The sequence below is a fragment of the Paenibacillus sp. FW104-T2 genome (genome assembly GCF_058789975.1).
In genome coordinates this window covers 90,713-103,469 of sequence record NZ_JBYTCE010000007.1, presented here as the reverse complement: position 1 = coordinate 103,469, position 12,757 = coordinate 90,713, and the positions used below count along the sequence as shown (strand labels likewise).

Here is a 12,757-nt window from a genome sequence, read left to right as displayed (position 1 = left end):
CAATTTACTTTGGATTGCGTTCCAGCTTCAACCGCTGCAAACGCAGTGAATTCAATACCACCGATACGGAACTGAATGCCATGGCCGCACCAGCCAGCCAAGGAGCCAGAAAACCTACTGCAGCGATTGGAATACCAATGACGTTATAGCCAAGCGCCCAGAACAAGTTTTGCTTAATATTACCCATGGTGCGCCGGCTCATCTCGATCGCATCCGCTATACTGTTCAAATCACCTCGCATCAGCGTGATATCTGCCGCTTCCATCGCTACGTCTGTTCCAGTCCCGATGGCCATACCGATATCTGCTGTAGCCAGGGCAGGTGCGTCATTGATGCCGTCACCAACCATTGCTACTTTCAGCCCGCTATCCTGCAGCTTCTTCACTTCGGCTGCTTTACCCTCAGGCAGGACTTCTGCCAGGACATGATGGATACCTGCTTGCTCCGCCACGGCACGTGCCGTACGCTCATTGTCTCCCGTAATCATGATGACATCGATGTTCAACGCCTGCAGCCGTTGAATGGCTTCGCGTGATGTATCCTTAATTGTATCTGCCACAGCAACAATACCTGCCCAGCGGCCATCGACTGCTATCAGCATCGCTGTGCGGCCGAGCTCCTCCAGTTCATTCATCTGGCGAGCGGTTGCCTCCGATACCTCCACATGAGCATCGGCAAGCAGCCGCCGTGTTCCAACCAGAATTTCCTGTCCTTGTACTCTGGCCCGAACGCCATATCCTGGTATGTTCTCAAACTGCTCTGATTGGGACAATACGATCCCTTTGTCGCGGATTCCTGCTACGATAGCTTCCGCTAGCGGATGTTCCGAGCTTTGTTCTGCAGCTCCAACCCATTTCAACAGTTCTACTTCTGTCCAATCTTGTGCTGTGATCACATCCGTCAGCACCGGTTTACCTTGAGTGACTGTCCCTGTTTTGTCCAGAACAACCGTCTGAATCTGCTGTGCCGATTCCAGATGTTCTCCGCCTTTGAACAAGATGCCATACTCAGCCGCCCGTCCTGATCCAGCCATGACAGATGTTGGTGTTGCCAAACCCAAGGCGCATGGACAGGCAATGACCAGTACGGCAATCGCTTTTTCCAGAGATCCTGCGAAGTCACCGGGACTAGCAAACAGATACCAGATCAAGAATGTCAGTGCAGCAATGCCAACCACAATGGGGACAAAGATCCCCGAAATAACATCCGCAATCCGCTGAATGGGTGCTTTGGACCCCTGTGCCTGTTCAACTACTTTAATGATCTGAGATAATGCGGTGTCCGAGCCGACTCGTGTTGCGCGCAGCCTTAGTGCACCGTTTTTATTCAGTGTAGCACCCGTAACGGCATCCCCCGGCTTTTTATCGACAGGCAAGCTTTCGCCGCTGAGCATGGATTCATCGACCGAGGATTGCCCTTCTTCCACAACTCCATCCACTGGGATACTGTCCCCCGGTCGCACCAGCACAATGTCACCTACGGCTACATAAGCTGCAGGCACAACCACTTCCTGGCCATCCCGGATGACCCGGGCTTCACGAGGGGCCAGTTCGATCAGGCTTTTGATGGCCTGGGACGAGCGACCTTTCGCTACGGCTTCAAACCATTTTCCAAGCAAAATCAACGTAATCAAAATCGCACTAGTCTCGTAATACAGTTCAACCGAGGGCATAGTGGCACCCGCACTCGTGCCCATCCCGCCATGATCCATAGCAGCCGTTGGAGGTACCATTCCACTCGTGAGTGTAAGATATAGGCTGTAGAAGAATGCCGCGCTTGTACCCAGAGCGACCAGTACGTCCATATTGGCACTTCCGTTACGCAGCGCCTTGTAAGCCCCGACATAAAATTGCCACCCAATAACGAACTGCACCGGTGCTGCCAGTACCAGCTGGAACCATGGATTCATGAACAGATCCGGCACCCAAATCCATGATGTAAATGAGAAGTGGCCTACCATGGCCCACAGCAGCGGTATGGATAATAAGGCGGAGATCATCCATTTCCATTTTTTGCGCTGCAGCTCACGTTCGCGTACGGATGAGGTTTCTTCCTGCGTCTGCTGCACTTCGGCACCATAGCCCAGCTGTTTGATTTTGGCCGTGATATCGGAAGGTTTCAGTGCTCCTGCTGCAAATTCAACGTGTCCTGTCTCCAGCGCCAGATTCACATTCGCTCGGGATACACCCGGAAGACGGGAAAGTCCCTTCTCAATTCGGGCAGAGCACGCAGCACACGTCATGCCTGTAATATCCAGATCAACCGACTCGGTTACTGTACCGTATCCGAGTGCCTCCACCTTATCCCGCAATGCATTGACACTTACCGTCTTCGGATCATAGGTTACACTCGCTTGTTCTATGGCCAGATTAACGCTGGCCTGCTGAACGCCCTCCATACGGGATAGCCCCTTCTCGATTCGTGTGGAGCAGGCAGCGCACGTCATTCCCGTTATCTGCAGCGTGGTCTGGGTTCCATCCGGTTGCAATCCGGATCCAGGTACATGATCCCTTGATGATGCTTTATCCATGATGGCGTCTCCTTTCATATGAACCTTCTATTCGCATACCCCTATAGGGTATAATTCAGGCAAAAAATCAGGCTTAAACGACGATTCCTCTTGTCTGATGTATATCGGCATCTTGGTTCAGCGCATAGACATTAAGAAATCCGTTTAAGCCAACATGGATTAGACTACATCGTACCCTTGATCTTCAATGGCAGCCTTGATCTGCTCCACTTTGACCTGCTGCTCATCATATTCCACCGCAACGGTTCCCGCTGCCAGATCAACCTGACCCTTGGCACCGACGTTTTTCACCGCTTCTTCAACCGACTTTACACAGTGGTTGCACGACATTCCAGTAACATTAAGCGTAACGTTAGACATGATTCAATTCCTCCTTGGGATATATAAATGATTGCTTTATTCTTTTAACAATTACTTCATCAACTTTCTTACCGTTACGAGCAGTTCATCCACTACCTCATGTTCCCCTGCCTGAATCCGTTCAACAATACAACTCTTCATGTGGCCTTCAAGCAGCAGCTTGCCCACTGAATTTAGTGCAGACTGCGCAGCTGCAATCTGGGTAAGCACATCATCACAATACGTGTCCTTCTCGATCAATCCCTTGATCCCGCGAATCTGGCCTTCGACCCGGTTTAAACGGGAGATCAGATTGCTCTTCATCTCCTGCGAGTGATGGCTCTTGCGCACATGCTTCCCGTCACTGCCTTCGGCATGGCATGCCGCTGCTTGTTGACCGGTTGCATTCTCATCGGACAGCGTTACAGATGGTTCCAAGGGTTCCTTGGGATGGCTCTGATGATCCATCATGAACACCCCTTTTCTTCGTTCTTTTCACAGTGTAACATACCCCATGGGGGTATTCAAGAATAAAATTAATGTCTTCTTTATAGCCATACAGATCTCTTTAAAATTCTGCATATTATAAATTGTGCAAGTCATCATTACAGTATGTATTCCATCCTGCTGCTTCGGACAGACAGACCCATCTGTTCATAAAAGGCCTGCGCACCCGTGTTAAATGTGGAAACTGTTAATTCTACGCTATCTGCCTGAAGCTCCCTGCCCAGTTCAATTAGAGCATGCATCAATTTCTTACCCGTTCCTTGACCCCGCCCATCACTTCCGACGATCAATTCATTAATATACAGCATCTTGCGATCCAACAGCAGTTCAACTCCCTGAATCAAACTGAGCTGCGCACTACCGTACCCCAGAATATCCCCCGTGCCTACCGATTCAGCAACATACAGATAACGCTTATCCGTCTCCAGTAATGATACAAACTCCTGCTTCTCCATTCTGGGTTGCAATGCTCGATACACATCAGGCCGAGCCTGGGCGTGCATTTGATGCAGCTCATCCATTAAGAGGGAAACACCAGGATAGTCGGGGGCCGCTGCCTTTCTAATCTGGATTCGATCCACTTGAATCACACCTTCCTTTGCTTTAATTTACATTATTATACAACAAAATGTAATAAAAGCAGATACCTCAGCGGTATCTGCTTCATCAGAAACGACTCATTCGTTTCTTCTTATTCTTTGGAGGATTTACCTTCATTAAATGCAACTGGTGATGGCTTAGCTGCCCAATCGTCCGCTTCCGGTTCGATGTCTACACCGTTCATGATTTTCTTTTTCTCCATCAAGGAATCCCCGTCTTCGTCCAGCTTGTTGCGAATTTCCGCCTCGTCTTGAGGTTGATTATTCTGTGTCATCTTAGAGTCCTCCTTTATATTTCATCATCATAATGATGTTCCTTTATATAACTTACCCAATTTTTTCATTCCCATTCGCCATGCGGCTATTCGAAATCCACCTGTTTATCCAAAATAACTTCTTCCATCTTATGTTCCAGTTCCGTAATTGAAGGGACCAGTGAAAATTGAACATGTTCAAGAGAGGAAGGCAGAGCAGGCACGACCCGAAAACTTATATGTGTCTCGCCGCCTCCTCCACGACTGCTATGTCTCGTCGACATATGGTTCTGTTCACTAATCACTTCTAACGCCAAATGGGGCACTACATGTACACGATCCGTTACATTTCCTTTATAATGTATCTCCACATGAACGATACTCTCCGTCTCATATTGCATCGAATGCGTGATGAGATATTCGCAGGAATCCTGGATCGTTCTCTTCATAATCGGAACAACACCCCTCAACTGAAGCTCTTCAGACGGGAAAAAATGCTGTGGGGGCATAGGTTGTACACTACGCAGGACATAACGGATTTCTTCCTCCTTCATATCCAGAGATGCTGCCCATTAATCGATGATCTCCTGAGGTGGATGGTATTGAACCGCTCCTGTTATATGCTTCCGCTCAGCCACCAGTCGAAGCAGCTGTTCATCAATCTGCCGTACCTGATCATTGTACTCATAAGGGATGACACGAAATTCACTCCAACCTGAACTCATATGCTAATCTCCTCCCGATATCTGAAATTTATTATTGACCTATGTATCTGGTACAAGTCTTCGCCCAAGTTCATGACCCAACATCACAATGGGCAGAACTACAAGGCCCACGGGTATGCTCAAGAACACTTCGGCCCATGTTACAATTCCTTCAGCAAGAAGCCGGTATAATAGATATATTCCGTACGGCAGTGTGATACAGACAGCACTAACTACCCCCGGGGTGTACATTCTCAGATATAAACTCTGCCCGACATGTGTGAATACATGCAGCAAAAAGAGCGTGTTAAACGCCAAAAACATGAAATAATGACCATACTCTGCCGCAATATATACAAAGGGTATGAAGACAACCAATTCCAGCAGTACGGCTACACCGAATTGGCTGCTGTTGATTCGAAGCATCGATTGAAGACGATTGACGACCTTCGGCGAGACACGCTGAAGAACTTTCGCTTTGTTTTGCCGAATCCAGGGACCTACCCAAATAATCTCTTCGAGATCATGCAGCAGAAAAGCAATAAGAAATAACCAGATGAGCGTTGTGAGCGACATAGGTGAACCCAGACACCTCCAAGTTGATCTATCCATTCAATACCTCTAACCATTTATTCGCTATCTCCTGTCCACTCCCTTTCTTTTGCAAGAATTCAGCTCTAACATATACAAAAAATGACGAGCCTCTCGTCCGGCTAAGATAGCCGGGTGCGAAGAGGTTCGCCACATGTTTATATTTTGGCCACTTTGCTGCCCTTCATCTTCATGTTTACGAGCAGAATGCTGGCGATAATCATAACCAAACCTGCAATCAGATTAACGGTCACGGACTCCCCAAGGAATAATACACTGCAGAACAGCGCAATCAACGGAATCAGAAATGTAAATGATCCTACCTTACTCGCTTCTCCTGAGCTGACCAGCTTGAAGAAAGCAAGCCATCCCAGCGCAATGACAAAGACCGAAATGAACAGCATATCCAATATAAATGGAAGTACCCATTGGACTTCAGCCCAGTTCTCTGTCGCAGTACCCGTCAATGTCAAGACAACCCCGCCAATCAGAATCGGAATGGCCGTCATCCAGATTCCGTCCACTTTCGTCGATGTTTTCTTCATATATACAGTTCCGATGGCCCAACTGATGGCACTAAACAGTCCGAGCATAACCCCTTCAGGTGATACTTTGCCAGTCATGCCGCCAATACTGATCGTTGCCACTCCTGCAAAACCGAGGACCAGTCCGGCAATTTTCAGCCCATACATCGACTCGCCCAGCCACAGCCAAGCTCCAATACCGAGCAGTACAGGCTGCAGGAATACGATGGAGGAAAATAACCCTGCGGGTACTTCCGTCAGACCTACAGTCTGAAAGCCATAGAAGAAAATGATATTCAGCACCGCCGAGATCGCATAGATATGCCAGGTTTCCCGAAGCCGCAGCGTTTTGTACCTTGGAAAAGCATAGATACCGAGCACCAGTCCGCCAATCAACAGGCGCATGCCTGCAAATAAAAGCGGTGGTGTATAGTTCAAAGCGTATTTGGTCAGGGGCCAATTTACTCCCCACATGAGTACTAGAAAAGCCAGGATCCAACCTGCTTTTGCACGTGATAAAGCCATAAATTAACCTCTCCTATCCGGCACAGCTTCAGGGCTAATTCATCCAAGTCCCTGAGCATGCCATGTGTCTCAACCAGCTACATTCAGATCCGGCAGGCCAGTATCCTCCGTTGATCGTTCTGTGTCTCCATGATACAATAACGAACGTAATAATTGAAATGCATGATAATCATAAGGAGCATATCATATTTGTTATGAACAATTCACAATTACAGTTATTCGTCAAAATTGCCGAGACCGGAAGCTTCACTCGTGCCGGACAGGAACTGAACATGACGCAGCCCGCGGTTAGCCGGGCTATCTCATCGCTGGAAAACGAATTGGACGTTACCCTGATCATACGGGACCGGCGGAACGGCATTGTGCTTACCGATGTAGGACAACGAATACTTGTCATTTTCCGCCGGATTCTACAGCAATATGATAAAGTGCAGCAGGTCGTTGCAGCCGAGAAGGGACTGGAAATCGGTACGATTCGCATCGGTTCTTTTCCCATGTCATCAGCTCATCTGCTGCCCAAGATTATCCGATCCATCCGTGACCGCTACCCGAACATCGAATTTGAATTGCATGAGGGAAACATTCATGAGATTCAGGAATGGCTTAACTCACGTGCAATTGACGTCGCACTCATTATTGTGACGGATCAGGAGCCGGTAGAGAAGGCTTATGAAACACTGCCGCTCTACAACGAAGAAATGCTGGCTGTGTTTCGGGAGGATGAGCCGTTTGCCAATCAGGAGATCCTGCCTGTGAAGATGCTGAATCAACATCCCATGATTGTGTGCAACGGTGGATATGAAGTGCCGATCGTAGATCTGTTTAAACGTGCGGAAGCGGAACTCAACTTTGGGTTTATCGTCCATAACATTAATACATGCCTTAACATGATTGAACAGGGACTCGGAACCGCCTTGCTGCCTGCCATTTCTCTATCTTGGCTCCCTCCTGGTGTAAAAGCACTTCCTACCGAACCGAAGGCTTATCGCCATATTGAAATTGCGGTCCCTTCCCTGGCAGAAGCTTCCCCGGCCTCCCGTTTGTTCATCGAGACGGCGCAGCAATTGTTCGGGCAGCAGAACTAAACGAAAAAAAAGACGTTCACTAGTCACATTTACCGTGACCAAGTGAACGCCTTTTTATATCATTTCAGGTTATTGCCCTATTGTTGCACTCCAGTATATGCTGCTTACACCTGATCCTGCCGAGCGAGCGCAGCAAGTGCACACAGAGCCGCGTTAATCTCGCGCTCAACCGCATGTGCTACCGCATCTGTATGCGGATCATATTCGGCAGCCAGATCGCTGTCGGCGAAGCCATCAATGGCCACAATCGCACCGGCACGCGCACCTCGCAATGTGCTGACGATATATAGTGCTGCAATTTCCATCTCGGCTGCAAGCGCGCCAGCCTGTTTATATTTGCGGTGAGGAATCTCTTCCACCCCTGTGAAGAATGCATCGAGTGTAACGGTAATGCCTACACCGACTTTACCTGCATTCATTGCCTGGTCCGCAGTGTTCCCTTTCTCCTGTGCAGCTTCAATGAGTGCCTGGGTGACTCCAATGTCCGCAACTGCGGGGAAACCATCCGGCACGAGCTGACGGGTCAATCCGTCCGAACGGACTGCTGCCGTGCTGACAATGATACTGCCCGCAGGATAATCTGCCGTATAGGAGCCAGCTGTTCCGACTCGAATCAGGGTTGTCACACCTGCCCGAATCAGTTCCTCGAAGCAGACGGCCGCTCCGGGAGAACCTACACCATGGCTGACAACAGCCATCTGCACCCCTTCATACAGCCCAACGAATGTACGATATTCCCGGCTGAACGCCAGTTCTCTCGCCTGCTCCAGCTTCTGGGAGATCTTCTCCGCACGAGCGGGATCACCACAGACTATGGCATAAGCAGGCATGTCCTCTGAATGAATCTGCAAAATAGGCATTAACATTGTTAATCAAACTCCTTTTTCGTCCATTCGTCTTCCGGAATCGGCAGATCTTCGCCCGAGAAGCGCTGCTCCTTAAACGGATCGGCAAAGTGATGAAACCCGTTGCTCTCCCAGAAACCGTTGCGATCTTCGGTCATAAACTCCAGACCGCGTATCCACTTTGCACTTTTCCAGAAGTACAGCTGCGGCACCACCAAGCGAAGTGGATAGCCATGCTTCGGTGTAAGCGGCTCGCCGTTATACTTGAAAGCAAGCAATACGTCATCGTGCATCAATTCTTCGAGCGGTACATTCGTCTCATAATCATGATCAGCATGGATCATCACATATTTGGCTTCAGGTTTAACGCCCAAAAGCTTAATGAAATCCGAGAAGCGAATGCCTTCCCATGGGGTATCGAACTTGGACCAGCGGGTAACACAGTGAATATCGCTCACGGTATTTACCTGCGGCATGGCCTGAAGCTCGGCAAAAGAGAACACTTTCTCTTCCTCTACCTCTCCGAACACTTTCAGATCCCAGGTGGACAGGTCGTATTCAGGCACTTCACCTTCATGCAAAATCGGGAATTTCTCGGTTAGCATCTGTCCCGGCGGCAGCCGATCTCCATGCTCGACGCCCGCTTTGGGCGGAGGCGTTTTGGTTTTTTTCAGACGTTCAGCCTTGTTATGCAATGGTAACCCTCCTTCTTTTTACATTAACGCGAGCTTCCGCCCGCTTTCAGTGCATCTTGTGCATACGTACGGTCTTTGAAAAAGAACATCGCCACCAGCGTCACAATATACGGCAGCATCAACGTAAAGTGTGTTGGCAGAGAGAAGCCCTGGAGACGAATGCTGAGTGCTTCCATGAAGCCGAACAGCACGCTTGAGCCCATGACGCCCAGCGGATTCGCTTGGCCGAGCATGGTAGCTACCAATGCAATGAAGCCGCGACCTGCGGTCATGCCCTCCGTAAACATCGTCACCTGACCGAGTGACAACTGAGCGCCAGCCAGAGCACACAGGATACCACACATCAGAACCGCGCCATACTGAATGCCACGTACCTTAATCCCGATGCTTTGCGCTGCAATGGGATTCTCGCCGACGGAACGCAGACGGAAACCTGATACACTTTTGAACAAATAAAATTGCAATGCAATAACGAGTATGATTCCGAGGTACACGAGCGGGCTGTGCCCGGAAAATACGCTGCCAACCCAAGGAATGTCCTTAATCAGTGGAATATCCCATTTGGGAAGTCCCACCATGTCCTTGTCGTAGTATGCACCTTTTACATCAAAAATCGCCCGTAGTGCAAAGGTCGTCAGACCTGTCGCCAGGAAATTGAGTGATATCCCGACCACGATGGCATTTGCCTTGAGATTAATACTAATAAAGGCAAACAGCGCCGAGAACAACATCACAATAATAATAGAGAAGATAACGGCCAGAAGTACATTGCCAAACAAATAGTTGCCGACAATCGCGGAGAAAGCACCGATCAGCACGAGTCCCTCGAGACCCACGTTGAAAAGGCCAACACGGGAGCATAATGCCCCGCCGAGCGCTGCAAGCAGGATCGGAGTCATAATCCGCAAGGTCGAGCCGAACATGGCTGCATCAAACAGTTGCTGCATTGGATTTTTTCTCCTTTCTCCGCTTCAGGAATGAATACCCGATCTGGGCTGATACAAATAACGTAAGCACGGCCTGGATAACACTGCCGACTTCAAGCGGCACATCCGTATTTCGTTCCATACCCATGGCACCTGTCTGCAGGGCAGCAAGCAAAATGGCCGCTACAGCCGTACCGAGTGGGTGAGAGCGGGCGAGTAGTGTCGCCATGATACCACTCCATGCGTAACTTGCAGATGACAGCGAGCCATCCAGGAAACGGTACTGTGTTCCCAGCACTTCGCCTGCCCCCGCCAGACCCGCCAATCCACCGCTGATCACCATGGACAGCATCATCATTCGAATCCGGCGTACCCCGCCATACGTCGCAAACGACGGATTGCTTCCGAGCATGCGAATCTCATAACCGGTTACCGTTTTGTGTGTAAACCAGTAGATCAGGATTGCAGCTACAATGGCAATGATGAAACCGGCATGCAGTCCCATGCCCTGAAACAGCTTCGGCAGCCAGACTCCCTGATCAATCATCGGTGTCTGCGCCATCGCTGCGGATCCGGTACGATCCTTGAACGGATAAGATACCATGTACCCGCCAAAATAGATGGCAATATAATTGAGAAGCAGTGTTGTAATCAACAGGTTCATGCCAAACCGGGCATCCAGCCAGCCGGCAATTACAGACCAGATTCCTCCGGCCAGGATTCCTGCCACAATGGCCGCAATACAGACAAGCCAGCCTGGGCCTGGCAGATAGAGCGCCGTGAGCGCAGCACTGAGCCCTCCGAGAATCATCTGTCCTTCGGCTCCCATGTTGAAGAATCCCGCACGGAACGCGAGTGCTACACCCAGTCCAGCAAGGATAATGGGTGTCGAACGAGCCAGTGTGTTCGTGAAGAAGTAGAAGTTCCCGAAGGCCCCCTTCCACATCTCTGCATATGTTTCGAAGACATTCCCGCCAACAACCAGAATTGCCACAGCTCCTGCAAGCAAACCGATTACTATGGCAAGCAGCGGCTGTACGAGTCCGCGAAGTGTTTCTTTTACCCGATTCATACCCGCTCTTTCCCTCCTGCCATCAATAAGCTAATCTGTTCTTCCGTGGCTTCATCTGCCTTCAGTTCCCCGGCAATCTCGCCTTCATACATCACAATAATTCGATCGGATAATTGCAAAATCTCGGACAGCTCGGAAGAAATGAGCAGCACGCCAGCACCTTCGTTGCGTTTGCGAAGCAGCTCGGCATGAATCGTCTCCATGGCTCCGATATCGACGCCACGTGTCGGTTCCGCTGCAATAAGGAACGGAGCATCCTGCGCAAATTCACGTGCAGCAATCAGCTTCTGCAGATTACCTCCTGACAGAAACTGTGCCTTCGTCTCTGCGGAACCGGTCTTGATGCTGAACTGTTTGATCCAGCCCTCTACCATGGATCGTGCAGCTTTGGCCTTAATAACGCCTCGTGTCTGAAGCCGGTGATGATGTCCCATGAGTCCATTCTCACGCACACTTGCATCCTTGGCTGCTCCCCACATATACCGATCCTCGGGAATGTGAGCAAGTCCATGCTCCCGAATGCGGCGAACAGGCCAATTCGTTGTGTCCTGCCCCGATAGCAGGACACGGCCGCTGTCTGCACTACGCAGTCCAGCAATAACCTGGATTAGTTCGGACTGACCGTTACCCGAGATGCCTGCGATGCCAACGACTTCTCCTTTTCGAACTTCCATATGGATATCCTTCAGCGCCGAGCGATCCTTCGCTCCGGACAAGCTCACGCCCTCCACCTGGAGTACGGCTTCTGCAGGCACGGATGGCTGCTTGTCGAGCCGTACCAATTCACGCCCAACCATTAACCGGGATAATTCCTCTACATTGGTGTCCTTCGCCTCCAATGTGCCCGTCACCTGACCATCGCGAAGAACTGTAATCCGGTCAGCCACGTCCATGACTTCCTGCAATTTGTGGGTAATCAATACGAAGGTCTTACCCAGCGCCGCAAGAGATTTCATATTCGCCAGCAATTCCTTGACTTCCAGTGGTGTCAGTACCGCTGAAGGCTCGTCCAGGATGATAATATCCGCCCCCTGATGCAGCACTTTGAGAATCTCTACACGCTGCTGCATGCCGAGAGGACATTCGGATACTTTTTTCCATGGGTCAACGGGCATGCCGTATTTTTGGCCCAGATCGTTCACTTGAGCAGCTGCCTGCTTACGGTCAAATACGCCCGCTGCAGCCGGCTCGCGGCCAATGACAATGTTCTCGGCCACCGTAAAGGAAGGAAACAGCATAAAATGCTGATGCACCATGCCAATACCGCTTGCCATGGCTTGAGACGGAGTGGCGAAGCTTACCTCGCGCCCCCGGACTTTGATCGTACCTGACGTGGGCTGCTCCATTCCGTACAGCATACGCATCAGGGTTGTTTTGCCCGCTCCATTCTCACCAACAAGGGCATGGATCTCTCCCTCACGCAAATTAAAACGGATATCCCGATTGGCGGTGAAACCGCCGTATTTCTTCGTAATCTGATCCATCTCCAACAGCATATCTCGCGTTCGCTCCTTTCGGTCTCGGGCATTTAATAGCAGCAAAACCGGCTGCCTGATCGGGC

At 50.1% G+C, this 12,757-nt stretch carries 15 protein-coding genes; 1 reads left to right on the top strand and 14 read right to left on the bottom strand.

Translation table 11 applies throughout. The features are described from left to right. Window positions 1-4: 4 nt before the first annotated feature. From AC3WQ3_RS11095 to AC3WQ3_RS11055, 9 genes are all read right to left on the bottom strand, one after another. A complete protein-coding gene (locus AC3WQ3_RS11095; protein WP_492472280.1) occupies window positions 5-2,530 on the bottom strand; it encodes a heavy metal translocating P-type ATPase in 2,526 nt (841 codons plus the stop codon). Between the two features lie 159 nt (window positions 2,531-2,689). After that, window positions 2,690-2,890, bottom strand: coding sequence for a copper ion binding protein (locus tag AC3WQ3_RS11090; RefSeq protein WP_336783797.1), 201 nt, complete (start codon window positions 2,888-2,890; stop codon window positions 2,690-2,692). 51 nt (window positions 2,891-2,941) lie between these two features. Then, on the bottom strand, window positions 2,942-3,337 hold the full coding sequence (locus tag AC3WQ3_RS11085) for a metal-sensitive transcriptional regulator (RefSeq protein ID WP_336783891.1): 396 nt from the start codon (window positions 3,335-3,337) through the stop codon (window positions 2,942-2,944). A gap of 137 nt (window positions 3,338-3,474) precedes the next feature. Beyond that, window positions 3,475-3,957 (bottom strand): GNAT family N-acetyltransferase, encoded by a 483-nt coding sequence (locus AC3WQ3_RS11080; protein ID WP_492472279.1) that lies wholly within the window; start codon window positions 3,955-3,957, stop codon window positions 3,475-3,477. Window positions 3,958-4,067: 110 nt separating this feature from the next. Next, window positions 4,068-4,250 carry a hypothetical protein gene (locus tag AC3WQ3_RS11075; RefSeq protein WP_095291650.1) on the bottom strand — a complete coding sequence of 61 codons (183 nt, stop codon included), beginning with the start codon at window positions 4,248-4,250 and terminating at the stop codon, window positions 4,068-4,070. A gap of 86 nt (window positions 4,251-4,336) precedes the next feature. Then, the gene (locus AC3WQ3_RS11070; RefSeq protein ID WP_492472278.1) at window positions 4,337-4,678 is read right to left on the bottom strand and encodes a hypothetical protein; all 342 of its coding nucleotides are present in this window, start codon (window positions 4,676-4,678) and stop codon (window positions 4,337-4,339) included. Between the two features lie 123 nt (window positions 4,679-4,801). Continuing rightward, entirely contained in the window at window positions 4,802-4,954 is a 153-nt protein-coding gene (locus AC3WQ3_RS11065; RefSeq protein WP_492472277.1) for a hypothetical protein, read from the bottom strand. Window positions 4,955-4,993: 39 nt separating this feature from the next. Then, the gene (locus AC3WQ3_RS11060) at window positions 4,994-5,545 is read right to left on the bottom strand and encodes an HXXEE domain-containing protein (protein ID WP_492472276.1); all 552 of its coding nucleotides are present in this window, start codon (window positions 5,543-5,545) and stop codon (window positions 4,994-4,996) included. Window positions 5,546-5,682: 137 nt separating this feature from the next. Then, window positions 5,683-6,573, bottom strand: a complete 891-nt coding sequence (locus tag AC3WQ3_RS11055) for a DMT family transporter (protein WP_336783801.1) — start codon at window positions 6,571-6,573, stop codon at window positions 5,683-5,685. Window positions 6,574-6,767: 194 nt separating this feature from the next. On the opposite strand from AC3WQ3_RS11055, the gene AC3WQ3_RS11050 reads away from it, so the two are divergent. Next, window positions 6,768-7,658, top strand: coding sequence for a LysR family transcriptional regulator (locus tag AC3WQ3_RS11050; protein ID WP_154896521.1), 891 nt, complete (start codon window positions 6,768-6,770; stop codon window positions 7,656-7,658). A gap of 104 nt (window positions 7,659-7,762) precedes the next feature. Here AC3WQ3_RS11050 and AC3WQ3_RS11045 read toward each other — a convergent pair whose 3' ends face one another. The 5 genes from AC3WQ3_RS11045 to AC3WQ3_RS11025 are packed head-to-tail and all read right to left on the bottom strand — an operon-like array spanning window position 7,763 to window position 12,692. Continuing rightward, window positions 7,763-8,524, bottom strand: coding sequence for a nucleoside phosphorylase (locus AC3WQ3_RS11045; RefSeq protein WP_492472275.1), 762 nt, complete (start codon window positions 8,522-8,524; stop codon window positions 7,763-7,765). 2 nt (window positions 8,525-8,526) lie between these two features. Continuing rightward, window positions 8,527-9,198, bottom strand: coding sequence for a sulfite oxidase-like oxidoreductase (locus AC3WQ3_RS11040; RefSeq protein ID WP_336783804.1), 672 nt, complete (start codon window positions 9,196-9,198; stop codon window positions 8,527-8,529). Between the two features lie 23 nt (window positions 9,199-9,221). Then, complete coding sequence (locus tag AC3WQ3_RS11035) at window positions 9,222-10,145, bottom strand: ABC transporter permease (RefSeq protein ID WP_095291641.1); 924 nt, start codon at window positions 10,143-10,145, stop codon at window positions 9,222-9,224. Further along, the gene (locus AC3WQ3_RS11030; protein ID WP_492472274.1) at window positions 10,129-11,196 is read right to left on the bottom strand and encodes an ABC transporter permease; all 1,068 of its coding nucleotides are present in this window, start codon (window positions 11,194-11,196) and stop codon (window positions 10,129-10,131) included. Before AC3WQ3_RS11030 ends, AC3WQ3_RS11035 begins: the two co-directional genes overlap by 17 nt. Then, window positions 11,193-12,692 (bottom strand): ABC transporter ATP-binding protein, encoded by a 1,500-nt coding sequence (locus AC3WQ3_RS11025; RefSeq protein WP_336783806.1) that lies wholly within the window; start codon window positions 12,690-12,692, stop codon window positions 11,193-11,195. The genes AC3WQ3_RS11030 and AC3WQ3_RS11025 overlap by 4 nt, the downstream gene beginning before the upstream one ends. Window positions 12,693-12,757: the final 65 nt, after the last annotated feature.